This window comes from Brachybacterium sp. B718/18 (assembly GCF_055454375.1).
This window is the reverse complement of sequence record NZ_JBVDDO010000006.1, coordinates 58239-74061: the sequence shown is the minus strand read 5'-3', so window position 1 is coordinate 74061 and position 15823 is coordinate 58239. Positions and strand designations below refer to the sequence as shown.

13 protein-coding genes and 2 tRNA genes are annotated in these 15823 nt (G+C 71.8%); 9 read left to right on the top strand and 6 right to left on the bottom strand.

Features of this window, described 5'->3' with window-relative positions:
• The first annotated feature begins 80 nt into the window (after positions 1-80).
• From ACZCAH_RS10770 to mnhG, 6 genes are read left to right on the top strand one after another with little or no spacing between them, the layout of a single operon-like run.
• A complete protein-coding gene (locus ACZCAH_RS10770) occupies positions 81-3014 on the top strand; it encodes a Na+/H+ antiporter subunit A (protein WP_464341075.1) in 2934 nt (977 codons plus the stop codon).
• Positions 3004-3663 carry a Na(+)/H(+) antiporter subunit C gene (locus ACZCAH_RS10765; RefSeq protein WP_464341074.1) on the top strand — a complete coding sequence of 220 codons (660 nt, stop codon included), beginning with the start codon at positions 3004-3006 and terminating at the stop codon, positions 3661-3663. The genes ACZCAH_RS10770 and ACZCAH_RS10765 overlap by 11 nt, the downstream gene beginning before the upstream one ends.
• A 2-nt stretch (positions 3664-3665) precedes the next feature.
• Positions 3666-5225: a Na+/H+ antiporter subunit D gene (locus ACZCAH_RS10760; RefSeq protein ID WP_464341073.1), complete on the top strand. Its 1560-nt coding sequence runs from the start codon at positions 3666-3668 to the stop codon at positions 5223-5225.
• Positions 5222-5758: a Na+/H+ antiporter subunit E gene (locus ACZCAH_RS10755; RefSeq protein ID WP_464341072.1), complete on the top strand. Its 537-nt coding sequence runs from the start codon at positions 5222-5224 to the stop codon at positions 5756-5758. The genes ACZCAH_RS10760 and ACZCAH_RS10755 overlap by 4 nt, the downstream gene beginning before the upstream one ends.
• Positions 5755-6408 (top strand): MrpF/PhaF family protein, encoded by a 654-nt coding sequence (locus ACZCAH_RS10750; protein ID WP_464341071.1) that lies wholly within the window; start codon positions 5755-5757, stop codon positions 6406-6408. The genes ACZCAH_RS10755 and ACZCAH_RS10750 overlap by 4 nt, the downstream gene beginning before the upstream one ends.
• A complete protein-coding gene (gene mnhG / locus ACZCAH_RS10745) occupies positions 6405-6998 on the top strand; it encodes a monovalent cation/H(+) antiporter subunit G (protein WP_464341070.1) in 594 nt (197 codons plus the stop codon). The genes ACZCAH_RS10750 and mnhG overlap by 4 nt, the downstream gene beginning before the upstream one ends.
• A gap of 78 nt (positions 6999-7076) precedes the next feature.
• Here mnhG and ACZCAH_RS10740 read toward each other — a convergent pair whose 3' ends face one another.
• Both ACZCAH_RS10740 and ACZCAH_RS10735 read right to left on the bottom strand, forming a co-directional pair.
• Entirely contained in the window at positions 7077-8753 is a 1677-nt protein-coding gene (locus tag ACZCAH_RS10740) for a formate--tetrahydrofolate ligase (protein ID WP_464341069.1), read from the bottom strand.
• 136 nt (positions 8754-8889) lie between these two features.
• Entirely contained in the window at positions 8890-11217 is a 2328-nt protein-coding gene (locus ACZCAH_RS10735; protein ID WP_464341068.1) for an MMPL family transporter, read from the bottom strand.
• A 99-nt stretch (positions 11218-11316) separates the two neighbouring features.
• Here ACZCAH_RS10735 and ACZCAH_RS10730 point away from each other — a divergent pair, with 99 nt between their 5' ends.
• On the top strand, positions 11317-11910 hold the full coding sequence (locus tag ACZCAH_RS10730; RefSeq protein WP_464341067.1) for a MarR family winged helix-turn-helix transcriptional regulator: 594 nt from the start codon (positions 11317-11319) through the stop codon (positions 11908-11910).
• Positions 11911-11926: 16 nt separating this feature from the next.
• Here the strand turns inward: ACZCAH_RS10730 and ACZCAH_RS10725 are convergent, their stop codons facing one another.
• From ACZCAH_RS10725 to ACZCAH_RS10710, 4 genes are all read right to left on the bottom strand, one after another.
• On the bottom strand, positions 11927-12157 hold the full coding sequence (locus tag ACZCAH_RS10725; RefSeq protein WP_464341066.1) for a hypothetical protein: 231 nt from the start codon (positions 12155-12157) through the stop codon (positions 11927-11929).
• A gap of 178 nt (positions 12158-12335) precedes the next feature.
• Positions 12336-12411, bottom strand: a tRNA-Phe gene (locus tag ACZCAH_RS10720).
• Positions 12412-12506: 95 nt separating this feature from the next.
• A complete protein-coding gene (locus tag ACZCAH_RS10715; RefSeq protein ID WP_464341065.1) occupies positions 12507-13529 on the bottom strand; it encodes an NADP-dependent oxidoreductase in 1023 nt (340 codons plus the stop codon).
• 143 nt (positions 13530-13672) lie between these two features.
• The gene (locus ACZCAH_RS10710; protein WP_464341064.1) at positions 13673-14035 is read right to left on the bottom strand and encodes a metallopeptidase family protein; all 363 of its coding nucleotides are present in this window, start codon (positions 14033-14035) and stop codon (positions 13673-13675) included.
• Positions 14036-14193: 158 nt separating this feature from the next.
• On the opposite strand from ACZCAH_RS10710, the gene ACZCAH_RS10705 reads away from it, so the two are divergent.
• A tRNA-Glu gene (locus ACZCAH_RS10705) sits at positions 14194-14266 on the top strand.
• A gap of 80 nt (positions 14267-14346) precedes the next feature.
• Positions 14347-15474 carry a tyrosine-type recombinase/integrase gene (locus ACZCAH_RS10700; RefSeq protein ID WP_464341063.1) on the top strand — a complete coding sequence of 376 codons (1128 nt, stop codon included), beginning with the start codon at positions 14347-14349 and terminating at the stop codon, positions 15472-15474.
• Positions 15475-15823 lie beyond the last annotated feature (349 nt).

The following is a 15823-nucleotide window of genomic DNA, read 5'->3' as shown; positions in this document are numbered from 1 at the left end:
AGGTGGACACAGATTCGGTGGGGGTCGGTCCCGTAGAATGGTCGAGGCCCCTTTCCCCACGCCCGCCGGACGGAGACCGCATGCTGTCGATGCTCCTCGCCCACCTGGCGGCGGCTCTTCTCGGCCCGTGGTTGGTGCGGACGATGGGGCGCAATGCGTTCTACCCCCTGGCCCTGGTGCCGGCGGGCTCCGCGATCTGGCTCGCGACGATCGACCCGCGCGCCCTCGCCGCGGCACCCGTCGAGGTCTCCGTCCCGTGGATCCCCGCTTTCGGGGTCGACCTCGCCCTCCGCCTGGACCCGCTGAGCTGGGTGATGGCGCTGATCGCCACCGGGATCGGCGCGATCGTGCTGCTGTACTGCGCGCGCTACTTCTCGGACACCGAGCCGGGGCTGGGCCGCTTCGCGGGCGTGCTCACCGCCTTCGCCGGTGCGATGCTGGGGCTGGTCCTCGCCGACGACGCGATGGTGCTGTTCACCTTCTGGGAGCTCACCACCGTCTTCTCCTACCTGCTGATCGGCCACTACCAGGACAAGCAGGCCTCCCGCCGCGCCGCGATGAACGCGCTGGTCTCGACCACCGCGGGCGGCCTGTCGATGCTCGTGGGCCTGCTGATGATGGCGAGCTCGGCCGGCTCGATGCGGCTCTCCGACATCGTGGCGGACCCGATGTGGGCGCAGGCGGATCCCTTCCTGATCACGGCCATGCTGCTCGTGCTGGTCGGGGCGCTGAGCAAGTCCGCGATCGTCCCCACCCACTTCTGGCTCCCCGGGGCGATGGCGGCGCCGACCCCCGTCTCCGCCTACCTGCACGCCGCCGCGATGGTGAAGGCGGGCGTCTACCTGATCCTGCGCTCGGCCCCCGCTCTCTCGCATCTCGAGGCGATCAGCATCCTCCTGGCCGTGCTCGGCGCCGCGACGATGCTGCTCGGCGGCTGGCGCGCCCTCCGCCAGACCGACATCAAGCTGCTGCTCGCCTACGGCACCGTCTCCCAGCTCGGCTTCCTCACCGCGATCTCCGGGCTCGCGACCGAGGACGCGGTCCTCGCCGGGATCTCGATGCTCCTCGCCCACGCGGTGTTCAAGGCCCCGCTGTTCATGGTCGTCGGCATCATCGACAAGAAGTTCGGCACCCGCGACCTGCGCGTGCTGCAGGATGTCGGTCGGGTAGCCCCCGTCGTCGCGCTCATCGGCACGGTCTCGGCGGCGTCGATGGCGGCGATCCCCCCGCTGTTCGGCTTCGTCGCCAAGGAAGCGCTCTACTCGGCGCTCTGGTACGGGGAGACGTGGCATCGCATCCTGCTGATCGCCCTGGTCGCCGGGTCGGTCCTCACCGTCGCCTACTCGTGGCGCTTCGTGAAGGGCGCCTTCGGCCCCGCACCCGGTGCGCCGCCGCTGCCGCGCCCCACGATCCCCGTGCTCTTCTGGGCTCCGCCCGCCGCGGTGGCGGTGCTGTCCATCGCGCTGGTGGCCGTGCTCGGGCCGCTCGAGGAGGTCCTCCTGGGCGTCTCCGCGGGGCTGCCGCCGAGCGAGGAGGGCATCCACCTGGTGGTCCTCCCTCATCTCGGGGTGCCGCTGCTGGCCTCCGCGGTGACCCTCGGGATCGGTGCGCTGCTGGCCTCGCGGATGCGCTGGCTGAACACGCTGCAGAAGCGCGTCTCGCCGCAGCGCTGGGCCCGTGAGGAGCTGCAGGACTGGCTCGACGCGGAGCGCCTGTTCCGCAAGCTGATGCGCGCGACCGATCTGCTCGCGATCGCGGTCACGCCGCTGTTCCAGCGCGGCTCCCTGCCCTACACCCTGGGCACGATGCTGCTGGTGCTGATCGCGCTGGTCGGCCCGGTGGCGCTGGTCGGCGCCCCGGTCCCGGACAACCTGGTGCTGATGCAGCACCCGATCGAGCTGCTCGTGCTGCCGGTGGTGGCGCTCGCGGCGATCGGCGCCGCCCGCTCCCGTCGGCGGCTGCGCGCGGTCTTCCTCATCTCCGTGACCGGCTACGGCATCGCCCTGCTCTTCCTCGTCGCGGGCGCGCCCGACGTCGCGACCACACAGGTGCTCGCGGAGACCGCGATGACGGTCGTGCTGGTGCTCGTGCTGCGGCGCCTGCCGCTGCATTTCTCGCGGCGGCCGCTGCGGATCGGCGCCTGGGGACGCTGGGGGATCGCGATCTCGACCGCCGTGGTGCTGTGCGGCGCCGTGCTCTACGCGGCCGACGCCCGGTCCACCGACCCGCTCGGCCCCTTGCTGATCGAGCCCGCCTACGAGATCGGCGGCGGCCACAACGTCGTCAACGTCGCGCTGGTCGACGCGCGCGTCTGGGACACCATGGGCGAGATCTCGGTGCTGCTGGTGGTCGCCACCGGCGTCGCCTCGCTCATCTTCGTCACCCGTCGCGAACAGGGCATCTCGCGGGTCCGCGACCTCTCGGAGCGTCCCTCGATCTGGCGCCGCCGCGCCGATCCGGCGCTGCCGCAGAACGCGCTCGTCTTCGACGCACGCCCCGACGAGGTCGCGGGCGGCAACCGCTGGCGCACCTGGCTCTCGGCCGGGCTGACGCTCGCGCCCGAACGGCGCATGGTGATCCTCGAGGTGGTCACCCGCATCGCCTTCCCGATGACGATGATGTTCTCGCTGTACCTGCTCATGGCCGGGCACAACCATCCCGGCGGCGGTTTCGCAGGCGGCCTGGTGGCCGGGCTCGCGCTCGCCCTGCGCTACATCGCCGGTGGCCGCTACGAGCTGTCCGAGGCGATGCCCGTGCAGGCCGGCTTCGTGCTCGGCAGCGGCATGGCGATCGCGGTCGTGGCCGGGGTGCTGCCGCTCCTGTTCGGCGGGACGATCTTCGCGACCGCTACCCCGGTGGTGGACGTGCCCCTGCTGGGCGAGCTGCACTTCCCGAGCGCGCTCCTGTTCGACGTGGGCGTCTACCTCGTGGTGGTGGGCGTGATACTCGACTTCCTGCGCTCGCTCGGCGCCCAGATCGACCAGCACCAGGAGGCCGATCTCGATGCCCGTTAGTCTGCTGCTCCTGCTCACCGCGGGGATCCTCATCGCCTGCGGCGTGTACCTGGTGCTCGAGCGCACCCTCTCCCGAGTGATCCTCGGCTTCGTGCTGCTCGGCAACGGCGTGAACGTCCTGTTCATCGTCGCCGCCGGGCGGCAGGGGCTGCCGCCCTTCGAGGGCACGGGGGATCCCGCGGAGATGACCGATCCGCTGCCCTTCGCGATGGTGCTCACGGCGATCGTGATCGCGCTGGGCATCACCGCCTTCGGCGTCGCCCTGTCCTATCGCGCCTGGCAGCTGTTCGGCCACGACGAGGTCCCCGACGACGTCGAGGACCGCCGCGTGCTGCGCCGCCGTCGCCGTCGGTCCGAGGACGTCGAGGACCTGCCGTGGTCGCAGGCGCTCTCCGAGGAGACCCGCCGCGGCGCGCTGATGCACTCCCAGGGGCTCGGCGCGGAGGGCTCCGACGCCCTCGGCTCCGACCTCAGCAGCGCCGAGGACGTCCCGCAGGACCACACCGAGGCCGACGAGGGGGAGCCGAGCTCCCGGAGGGCTGCGCTGCGCCGGCGCCGCGACCAGCGGCACGGGGCGGCCGACGCCCCCGGCACCGCCCGCGCCTCCGACACCCCGCCCGCCCCCGACGTCCCCGAGGAGGAGTCCTGAGCATGGAGCTCCTCCTGGCCCTGCCCGTGATGCTGCCGCTCGGCGGCGCCGCGGTGACCCTGCTGCTGCGGCACCACGTGCGCGTGCAGCTGTGGCTGACGATCCTCACCCTCGGCGCGATCCTCGCGGTCTCCCTCGTCGTGGGCTACCACGTCTCCGAGGTGGGCGGGGTGATGGTGCTGCAGATCGGCAACTGGACCCCGCAGCTGGGCATCGTGCTGGTCGCCGACCGGCTCACCGCGATGATGCTCGTGGTCTCGAGCCTGGTCACCCTCGCGGTGCTGGTCTACTCGAGCGCGCAGGCGGTCTCCGAGTCCTCGGAGCGGACCCCGGTCGCCATCTACCACCCCACCTACCTGACGCTCGTGGCCGGGGTGTCGATGGCCTTCCTCGCGGGCGATCTGTTCAACCTCTACGTCGGCTTCGAGGTGCTGCTGGCCTCGAGCTACGTGCTGCTCACCCTCGGCGGCTCGGCGAGCCGGATCCGCGCGGCGACCACCTACGTGATCGTCTCCCTTCTCAGCTCGGTGATCTTCCTGGCCGCCATCGCGGCGGTGTACACCGCGGTGGGCACCGTGAACCTGGCCGAGCTCGCGGTGCGGCTGGACGGCCTGGAGTCCGGCACCCGGATGATCCTCGAGCTGATGCTGCTGGTGGCCTTCGCGATCAAGGCCGCGATCTTCCCTCTGAGCGCCTGGCTGCCGGACTCGTACCCGACCGCCCCCGCCCCGGTGACCGCGGTCTTCGCGGGCCTGCTCACCAAGGTCGGCATCTACGCGATCCTGCGCCTGGAGACGCTGCTCTTCCCCGCTTCGCAGATCTCGAACCTGCTGCTCGCCGCGGCGGGGCTGAGCCTGTTCATCGGGATCCTGGGCGCGGTCGCGCAGACCGACCTCAAGCGCGTCCTCTCCTTCACCCTCGTCTCGCACATGGGGTACATGCTGTTCGGTCTGGGCATGGTCACCCAGACCGGCATGGCGGCGACGATCTACTACGTCGCCCACCACATCACCGTGCAGTCCACGCTCTTCCTCGCCGCGGGCCTGATCGAGCACCGCGGCGGGACCACGAACCTCATCAAGCTGGGCGGTCTGGCGAAGCTCGCCCCGGTGATCGCGGTGCTCTTCTTCATCCCGGCGATGAACCTCGCGGGCATCCCGCCCTTCTCGGGCTTCATCGGGAAGGTCGGACTGATCGAGGCCGGCATCTCCTTCGACACCGCCGCGGGATGGATGCTCATCGCCGTCAGCGTGATCACGAGCCTGCTGACCCTCTACGCGATCGCGAAGATCTGGAACCGTGCCTTCTGGCAGGAGCCCGATCAGGAGATCGTCGAGCGCGACGTGCCGATCCCGCGCGTGATGCTCGGCGCCACCGGCGCGATGATCGCCTTCTCCCTGCTGCTGACGGTGCTGGCGGGGCCGATCATGGACTACGCCGACGAGGCGGCGCACGCGGTGCTGCAGCGCTCCCCGTACGTCTCGGCGGTGCTCGGCGACGAGGCGGCGGAGGAGCTGGTCTACCGCATCGACGACCAGGGGCAGCGGGTGGAGGAACGATGAGCCGGCGACTGGACGAGCTGCGCCGCTCCTGGTTGTGGATCCTGGCGGCGGTCCTGCTGTGGTGCCTCCTGTGGGGGGCCGTCGACCTGCGCACCCTGCTCGGCGGGGCCCTCGCGGCGATCCTCGTCTTCTGGCTGTTCCCGATGCCGCCGATGGGCCACGAGCTGACCGTCCGCCCGCTCTCGGCGGTCCACTTCCTGGTGCGCTTCCTCGTCGACCTGTGCGTCTCCGCGGTGCAGGTGGGCTGGTACGCGATCCGCCCGGCACCCACGCCGCCGGGCTCGGTGATCGCCGTGCAGCTCGCCTCGCGCTCCGACTTCTTCCTGACCATGACCGGGATCCTGTGCACCCTGGTGCCCGGCTCGGTGGTGGTCGAGGCGCAGCGCGCCACCGGCATGCTGTTCCTCCACACGATCGGCCCGGGCACCGCCGAGGAGGTCGAGGCGGCGCGCGCCGACGTCCTCGCCCAGGAGGAGCGTCTGCTGCGCGCTTTCGCGCGCCGGGAGCTGCTCGAGGAGGCCGGTCTGCGATGAGCCCCTTCGAGATCCTGCTGCTGGTGTGCGGGGCGGTCCTCGCCCTGTCCTCGCTCGTGGTCGTCTACCGCATGATCGTGGGGCCGACGATCCTCGACCGCGCGGTGTCCACGGACACCTTCGTGGTGCTGCTGGTGCTCGGGATCGCCCTGTACACCGCCCAGGCGCGGGCACCCTGGGCGGGGCCGGCGATGCTGACCCTGACGGGGCTGGCCTTCATCGGCACCGTGACCTTCGCCCGCTTCGTGGCCCGCGAGGATACGCTGCAGGGGCGGCATCTGCAGTCCGAGGAGCCGGACACCGTCACCGCCGAGCACGAGGTGATCCATGACGTCAGCGGGGACGGCGACCCCGGTCCGTCCTCGTCTCGCGCGGGAGCCGCGGAGCCCGGCGCGGCCTCCGGCGCCTCGTCCGCGAACACCGTCCCGACCGACCTCGACATCGAGCCGAGCGGCTTCGGCGGCGACGGCGCGGACCGCGGGTTCGAGAGGTTCGCGTCCGAGGACGACGAGCAGGACGATCGCGCCCCCCGCGTCGATGGCCCGACGGGGGACGACGGGTCCGCGGAGGACGCGCACGACGCGCAGGACGAGGACTTCGGGGCGGGCGACGGCTCCTTCGGGGCCCCGGACGAGGGAGGCCGAGGATGAGCGTCGCCGAGATCGTGGCATCGATCCTGATCGGGCTCGGCGTGCTGCTCGCGGTGCTCGCCGCGATCGGGCTGAACCGTTTCCAGGGGGTGCTGATGCGCCTCCACGCCGCGTCGAAGCCGCAGACCCTCGGGCTGATCCTGGTGTTCTCCGGCGTCGCGATCGCGACCGGCTCCTGGACCCTCGCGGCGCTCTTCCTCGCCGTCCTCCTGGCGCAGATGCTGACCGTCCCGGTCGCGAGCGTGATGGTGGGCCGCGCAGCCTTCCGGCGCGGCTTCGTGCGCGGCGGCGACTATGCGATCGACGAGCTCACCCCGCGGCTGGCCGCGGCGGGCGACGACGATGACGACGAGGACGGCTTCGTCGACGAGTCAGGGGACGACCACGAGGGCCTGGCGGGGGAGGGCGCCGAGCGGTTCCCGGAGAACGTCGTGGTCGCCGAGCACGAGGATGCCCTCATCGACCCCAACTGGGAGGAGCCGGAGGCCGGCGCCGAGGAGGTCGAGGACGAGGAGATCCTCGACATCGACCTCGATGACGAGACCGAGCGCGAGGCCGAGCAGGTCGCCGAGCGCGACGAGCGGCACTGAGCCGGATCCCGTCGGGAGCCCCGACGGGTCCGGCGGGCCGCGGCGCCCGTCGGACGACCCGGCCCCCGTCGGACGCTCTCAGAACAGCCCGACGGACTCCCCGGACTCGGTGACCCCCATGCGCAGGGCGGCCGGCTCCTTGGGCAGTCCCGGCATGGTCATGATCGCGCCGGTCAGGGCGACGACGAAGCCCGCACCGATCTTGGGCACCAGGTCCCGCACGTGCAGCACGTGCCCGGTGGGGGCGCCGAGCAGCGTCGGATCGTCCGAGAAGGAGTACTGCGTCTTCGCGACGCAGACCGGCAGGGTGTCCCAGCCGTTGCGCTGCAGCATCCGCAGCTGGGCGGGGGCGCGCTCGGTGAGCACCACGTCGTCGGCGCCGTAGACCTCGCGGGCGAGGGTGCGCAGGGACTCCTCGATCCCGCCCGCCGGGTCGTAGAGCGGGTGGTACCCCTCGCCCTCGCCGGCCTCGATCACGGCGAGCACCTGCTCGGCGACGGCCCGGCCGCCCTCGCCGCCGTCGGCCCACACCTCCGAGAGGGCCGCGCGGAAGCCCTGCTCCCGAGCCCAGTCGAGGACGGCGGCGAGCTCGGCCTCGGTGTCCGTGGGGAAGCGGTTCAGGGCGATCACCGGCTCGAGCCCGAACTTGCGCAGGTTCTGCACGTGGCGGGCGAGGTTCGCGGTGCCGGCGAGGGCGGCGTCGAGATCCTCGGTGCCGAGGTCGGCCTTGGCCACCCCGCCGTGCATCTTCAGGGCGCGCACGGTCGCGACGACCACGACGGCGTCGGGATGGAGTCCGCCGAGGCGGGACTTGATGTCGAGGAACTTCTCCGCGCCGAGATCGGAGCCGAAGCCGGCCTCGGTCACGGTGATGTCCGCGAGGGAGAGCGCGAGGCGGGTCGCGGCGAGGGAGTTGCAGCCGTGGGCGATGTTCGCGAAGGGTCCGCCGTGCACGAGGGCGGGCGTGCCGCCGAGGGTCTGGACCAGGTTCGGCAGCAGGGCGTCCTTGAGCAGCATGGTGATCGCGCCGCCCACCTGGAGATCGGCGACGGTCACCGGGGTGCGGTCGCGGCGGTAGCCGACGACGATGGCGTCGATGCGGCGCTGCAGGTCCGCGAGATCTGTCGCGAGGCACAGGATCGCCATGATCTCGGAGGCGACGACGATGTCGAATCCGTCCTCACGGGGCACTCCCTGCCCGGGTCCGCCGAGCCCGATGACGACCTGGCGCAGGGCGCGGTCGTTCACGTCGACGACCCGCTTCCACTGGATGCGGCGCGGGTCGATGTCGAGCCCGTTGCCCTGCTGGAGGTGATTGTCGACCAGGGCCGCGAGGGTGTTGTTCGCGATCTGGATCGCATGGAAGTCGCCGGTGAAGTGGAGATTGATGTCCTCCATCGGCACCACCTGGGCGTGGCCGCCACCGGTCGCGCCGCCCTTGATGCCCATGATCGGGCCGAGTGCGGGCTCCCGCAGGGCGACCATCGTGCGATGGTCCAGCAGCGAGAAGGCGTCGGCGAGGCCGACGGTGGTGGTGGATTTGCCCTCGCCTGCGGGGGTGGGCGACATGGCGGAGACCAGGACGAGGCGTCCCGTGCGCCCCGTCGGCTCCATCGCGCGGACGTCCACCTTGGCCTTCGTCGTGCCGTAGGGGATCAGGGCCTCCTCGGGGATCCCGGCGCGCTCGGCGATCTCGCGGATCGGCAGCAGGGTCGCCGCCTGGGCGATCTCGAGATCCGGGTTCTGGGCTGACATCGTCGTCCTCCAGGGGATGGTCGGGTCCGGGGTTCTCCCGGGGATCCCCCTCAGCCTAGGAGGCGCGGCCGCTCGCCGCTGTCGCTCCGCGAGGACCTGCGGAGCGACCGCGGCGAGCGGTGGTGGAGCGCCCGGTTCACGCCTTCCCGCGCCGCCACAGCGCCGAGGGCCACCAGATGACCCGACCGAGGTCGAGGGCGAGGGCCGGCACCAGCAGGGTGCGGACCACGAAGGTGTCCAGCAGGACGCCGAGGGCGACGATGAACGCGATCTGGGCGAGGAACAGGATCGGGATCACCCCGAGGGCGGCGAAGGTCGCCGCGAGCACCAGGCCGGCGGAGGTGATGACCCCGCCGGTCACGGCGAGCCCGCGGACCACCCCGTCCCGCGTCCCATGCCGCAGGGACTCCTCCCGCACCCGGGTCATGAGGAAGATGTTGTAGTCGATCCCGAGGGCGACGAGGAACACGAAGCCGTACAGGGGGACGGCGGGATCCGCGCCGGGGAAGCGGAACACGTGCTCGAACACGAGCGCGGAGATCCCGAGCGCCGTCGCGAAGGACAGCACCGTCGTGGCGATCAGCAGCAGCGGGGCGAGGATCGCGCGCAGCAGCAGCATGAGGATCACCGTGATCACCACGAGGACGATCGGGATGATCAGCGCGCGGTCTTGCACGGACGTCTCGTCCGTGTCCAGCGCGGTCGCTGTGGAGCCGCCGACCAGGGCGGGCAGATCCTGCGCCGCGAGCTCGCCGCGCAGCTCGCGGACCGTCTCCTCCGCCGCGAGGGAATCCGGCGCGCTGGACAGCGTCGCCTGCAGCAGCACCTGCCCGTCGACGACGGTCGGTTCGGGGGCGGGGCTCCCGGGCGGGCCGAGGGGCTGGATCCCGTCGGCGGTCACCGGGGCGGAGCCGCTGGGGGAGTCCGCGGCGGTCACCGCGACGGAGTCGATGCCGTCGGCCGCGGCGAGCAGATCCGCCGTGGCCTGCAGGTCCGTCTCCGGAACGAGCACCTGGACGGGGGAGCCGGCACCGGCGGGGAAGTGCTCGCCGAGCGCGGCCTGCCCCTCCCGGGCCGAGGACTCCCCGAGCACCAGATCCGACTGGGGAACCCCGTCGGCCTCGAGCTGGACCAGGCCGACCCCGCCGACGGCGAGGACCAGCGCGGTCAGCACCCACACCGGGCGCGGGCGCCGGCGGACGGCGCGGGCGATGCGCTCCCAGACGCCGTGGCCCGACGTCCCGGTCTCGGCCCCGCCGTCGGAGGCGGACCCGCCGTGGGGCTCGGCCCCGCCGTCGGCCCCGGTCTCGAGCCGCGGTCGACGGGGCCAGAACGCCGTACGGCCGAGGAGCAGCAGCGCGGCGGGGAGGAAGGTCAGTGCGGCCGCCATCGCGAACAGGATGCCGACCGCGGCGACCGGTCCGAGGGAGCTGTTGGAGCGCAGGTCGGAGAGCAGCAGGCACAGCAGTCCCGCGATCACTGTCCCGCCCGAGGCGAGGACGGGCTCGATCGTGCCGCGCAGGGCCCTCGTCGTGGCCGTCCAGCGGCTCGCGGTGCGGCGCAGCTCGTCGCGGTATCGGGCGACGTAGAGCAGGGAGTAGTCGGTGGCCGCGCCGATCACCAGGATGAACAGGATGCCCTGGGTCTGGCCGGACAGCAGCAGCACATCGGCGGCGGCCAGGTGCCAGATCAGCAGCAGCGCCGCGCACAGGGCGGACATGCTGGTGGCGAGCACGACGGCGGGCAGCAGCAGCGAGCGGTAGACCACCACCAGGATCAGCAGCACGGCAGCGAGGGCGACGCCCAGCAGCAGCCCGTCGATCCCGGCGAAGGCCTCGGCGAGATCGGCGGAGAAGCCGGCGGGCCCGGTGACGTAGCCGGTGAGGCCCGGCGGCAAATCGGCCTCGAGATCGGCCCGAAGGGCGGTGGTCGCCTCGGCGAGGTCCGTCTCGGCGTCCAGCGGCACGAACACCTGGACCGCGAGTCCGTCCTCGGAGGTGATCGGCGGGGAGACGTCGCCGCGGACCTGCTCGAGCTGGGCCAGATCGGCGGTGGCCTGCTCGATCGCCGCAGAGGACTCCGCGTCGATCGCGGTGGGGGACGTGATGACGATGATCGCGGGGATCGCATCGGAACCGGTGAACTCGGGGGCGAGCTGCGCGACGCGGGTCGCCTCGGAGGACTCGGGCAGATAGGCCGTGCGGTCGTTCGAGGAGACCTCGTCGACCCGCCCGAAGTAGGGGCCGCCCACCCCCGCGAGCGCGAGCCAGCCGACGATCAGCAGCGCCGGCAGCAGGATGCGCAACGCCCGGGGCGTGCGGGGCAGGTCTCGGCGATGCCGACGCCCGCCGCTCTGCGGCGAGCCGGCGTGCGCAGAGGCTCCACCCGACGGGGCGCCAGGAGCGGCAGGGTTGGGGGAAGCGGGGGAAGCGGGCGAAGCGGGGGAGGAGGCGGAGTGCGGCATGGTGTGTCCCTTCGCGGACGGAGTCGGCCCAGTCTTGCACACATTGCTAGCTTGGCTAGATATCTACCTCGTAAGAGAGGTGGGGCTACCATGCCTCCCATGGCAGCGGACCCCGGGAGTGAGCGAGAGCGGACCGACCCCGACCTCGGGACGTCGCTGTTCAGCCTCGCGGCGAGCGATCCCCGCGGAGAGCTTGTGGACCGCAGCGGACTCGCCGACGAGGACGTGGCCCAGATCGACGCGGTCATGGCAGCTCTCGTGCGTCTGCGTGCCGCCGAGAAGGCGCTCGCCGAGGCGTCGCTCCGCTATATGGAGCTGGGCGAGACCGACATGCGGGCTCTGCACGTGCTGATCGTCGCCGGGAACAGGGGGACGCCTGCCACCCCCGGTTCCCTCGCGCGCGCTCTCGGGATCTCCACCGCCTCGACCACCAAGCTGCTGGATCGCCTCGAGCGGGCGGGTCACGTGCGGCGCGAGCCCCATCCGACGGACCGCCGCGCCACGGTGCTCGCGGTCGAGCCGTCGACCCGCGCCGCCGCCGTGCGCACGGTCGGGGCGCAGCAGGCCCGCCGGGTCGAGGCCGCTCGTCGGCTCGCTCCCGGGGAGCGCCGAGTGGTCATCGACTTCCTCGAGGACATGGCGCAGCGGCTCTCGATGGACGGGGTGGACTGGGCCGAGTCCGCGGAGGACTGACGCTCCACCTCGGGGCTCAGCGCCGCAGGGGGCGGCCCCAGCCCGAGCGGGCGTGGAGCAGGGCGAGGGTCGCGAAGACCGGAGCGGCGAGCCCCAGCAGCACCATCGAGGGGATCGATCCGGTGGGCAGCGCCGAGCTGCCGAGCGCGATCGCGAGCCAGGCGACGGCGACCGCGCCGCACAGGATCGCGAGGCGGCGATGCAGCGAGCGGGCCCGGGGCCCGTCGGGATCGGCATTGCGAGGCATGAGCTGCTCCTGCGGATCGGTCCGGCGTGACGGGACCATTCCACGGCACCCGTCGGCCGCGCGCCACGGGGAGGACTCCCCATCCCCCCGGGGGACAGCCCCCAGAGGACGCGCCGCCGGAGATCGAGCCGACCTCGAGGAACGACGAAGCCCCCTGGGTGACCAGGGGGCTTCGGGGTGGTGGCTCCGACCGGCGTCGATCCGGTGACCTTTCGATTTTCAGTCGAACGCTCTACCAACTGAGCTACAGAGCCGTGGCCGCCGTGGCGGCCGAGGTCCAGGGTAACAGCCCCGCGGGGCGTGCTCCCACCCGAGATCTCGCGGTGAGAGGCACGCCACGGCGGAGTGCTCAGGCGATGGTGATCAGGGCCTTGCCGAGATTCTCTCCGCGCAGCATCCCGACGAAGGCCTCGGGTGCCCGATCCAGTCCCTCGGTGACGTCCTCCCGGTACTGCACCTCGCCCGCGGCGACCCAGTCGCCCATGTCCCGCAGGAAGTCCTCGAACATGGTCGGCACGAACTCCCGCTGGATGAAGCCGCGCAGCGTGAGGCTGCGGGAGAGCACCTGGCCCATCAGGGCGCCGCTGCGATCCGGGCCCTCGGGCAGGGACGTGGCGTTGTAGCTCGCGGCGAGGCCGCAGACGGGCACGCGGGCGAACTCGTTCAGCAGCGGCAGCACCGCATCCCACACCGCCCCGCCGACGTTCTCGAAGTAGACGTCGATCCCGTCGGGTGCGGCCGCGGCGAGTCGACCGGGCAGGTCCGGGGCGCGATGGTCCAGTGCTGCGTCGACGCCGAACTCCCGCAGCAGCGCCGTCTTCTCCTCGCCGCCGGCGATCGCGACGGCCCGCGCGCCTCGCAGGCGGGCGATCTGTGCGACCGCAGAGCCGACAGGCCCCGCCGCCGCGGCCACCGCGACGGTCTCGCCCGGCTGCGGCCGGCCGATCGCGAGCAGCCCCGCGTAGGCGGTGAAGCCGGGCATGCCCAGCACGCCGAGCGCCGTCGTCACCGGGGCGGCCGCGGGGTCCAGCCGCCGCAGTCCGGAGACACGCTCGACGCTGAACTCCTGCCAGCCGCCGTAGCCGAGCACCAGGTCACCGGGGGAGAGGGAGTCGTCGGCCGACTCGACGACCTCGGAGACGGTTCCGCCGACGATCACGTCCCCGAGCTGCATCGGCGCGGCATAGGAGCGTACATCGTTCATCCGCCCACGCACGTACGGGTCGAGGGAGACGTGCAGGGTGCGCAGCAGCGCCTCGCCGGGTCCGGGGGTGGGGACGGGGGTGACGTCATGCCGGAAGTCCGCGGCGACGGGCTCGCCATGGGGCCGACGGGCCAGGAGGATCCGGTGATTGCGCTGGTCGGTGCTCATGGAGCGAGCCTATGACGCTCCCGCCGCAGGAGTTCAGCCGGCGCTGGACTGGTTGGTCTCCTGTCGCTCGTGCCTCGCAAGACGTCGATCAGCCGGCGCTGGACTGGCTGGTCTCCTATCGCTCGTGCCTCGCAAGACGTCGATCAGCCCCAGCCCAGCTCGTGGAGGCGGCGATCGCTCAGCCCGAAGAGGTGCCCCAGCTCGTGCAGGACCGTCACCGCGATCTGCTCGACGAGATGCTCGCGGCTCCGCGCCATCCGCTGCAGCGGCCCGCGGAAGATGAGGATCCGGTCCGGCTCGGCGTACCCCGCGAAGACGCTGCGCTGATCGAGCGGGATCCCGACGTACAGGCCCAGCAGCTCGGTCCCGTCGGCGTGCGCGTCCGGCTCCTCCTCGACGAGGATCGCGACGTTCGCCTGCGCGATCGCCCGAGCGATGTCCTCGGGCAGCGAGTCCAGCGCGTCGTCGACGGCCTCCTCGAACTCCTCACGGCTGATGCGGATCATGTGCTCATCGAACCACGGGGCCCTGGGCGCTCCGGAGCGGCCCGGTCACGAGGTGGGCCGCCTCCGCTGCATGTCGCGTGCGCCGCATCGACGGGGAACAGGGAGGCGGGCGAGCGGTGCGCGCGGCTATGCTCGTTCCCGGGCAGTTCCTGCCCCGGGCCCCCATCGTCTAGTGGCCCAGGACACCGGCCTTTCACGCCGGCGACACGGGTTCGAATCCCGTTGGGGGTACTGCATCGCCGCAGGTCACAGGCTTGCGGCGTCGAATGTCGGACCTAAGGGCAACACTCCTGGCAACCAGGAGGCACCCCATGGCATCGATCCAGCACCGACAGCGTTCTAACGGCACAGTCGCCTACCGCGTCATGTTCCGCGAGCGCCCCGGTGGCAGCGTCGTCTCCGAGACGTTCGACACCGCCCACCAGGCGCAGTTCTTCAAGGAACTCGTCGAACGGATCGGCGGAGCCGCGGCGCGTGCGAAGCGAGGCCGCGCCGCCACCTCTACCGCACCCACCATCGCCACCGTCCTCGAGGACTACATTGAGCAGGCCATCGACATCACCCCCGGCACCGCCGCGGAGTACCGTCGCATGCTCGCCCGCTCCGGATTCACTGACCTGACGGGGGACTTGCCCGTCGACCTGATCTCCCGCGTCGACGTTGAGGCGTGGGTGCGGCACCGGGCCGGCAGCGTCTCCGAGAAGACGCGCCGCCCGATCGCCCCGAAGACGATCCGCAACGAACACGGGCTCCTCGCCACGATCCTCGGACACGCACGAACCCGTGGTTGGGTGCCCGGGAACGTCGCCACCGGGGTCCGGCTCCCCGCCCGATCCGCCTCCCACATCGACGTGCTGACCGTCGAGGAGTTCCTCGCACTGCACGCCGCGATCACCGACCACTACAAGCCACTCGTGTGGCTCCTCGGCGCTACGGGGATGCGGTGGGGGGAGGCGACAGCCCTCACATGGCGGGACGTCGACACGCGGCACCTCACCGTGCGGCAGGCGTGGAAGCACGACGAGGTGTCCGGTCGGGTGATCGGTGCGACGAAGACGACCACCTCGAGGCGGCGCGTGGAGACAGACCCGGCAGTGATCGAGTCGCTGGGGAAGCGGGGCCGGCCGGGTGACTACGTCTTCACGAACACGCGCGGGGACAGGGTGCAGCACTCGACGTTCTATAAGTCGCACTGGGATCCGGCGGTGACGGCGGCGAAGGTGTCTCCGCGTCCGACGGTGCACTGGCTCCGGCACTTCGCCGCGTCCTACATGCTCTCGCAGGGCGCGGACCTCTTCGAGGTGTCGCGGGCGTTGGGGCATGCGGACATCTCGACGACGACGCGGATCTATGGGCACCTGGTCCCGTCTCGGACGCGGCCGACGGTGGTGCATGCTGCGGAGCTACAGGCCCGTCTGGTGAAAGGGGTCGAATCATGACGCTGGTCCGTACGCCCGGGGGTTGGGCTGAGCCGCCGATGCCGCCATGCCCCTGCGGGGAGACCCGGTACATGCGCAGCTTCCGGTTCTGTAGGTGTGACGGGGCGATCGGTGGCGGGCATCCGCTGTGGATTTGCAGGGGCTGTGATGGGGAGCGGGTGCGGGGGTGCCTCGGCGTGATGCCGGTGGAGCCTTGAGCATCCAGGCATGACGAAACGCCCCCACCCTCCCGAAGGAGAGTGGGGGCGTCAGTGTGTGTCAGTGACGATCAGTGACGATCAGTGACGGCGCTCAGTGGTCGCGCGGCGCGCGTCACGGTCAGCGTCCTCGCACTCTCGGCGGCATTCCT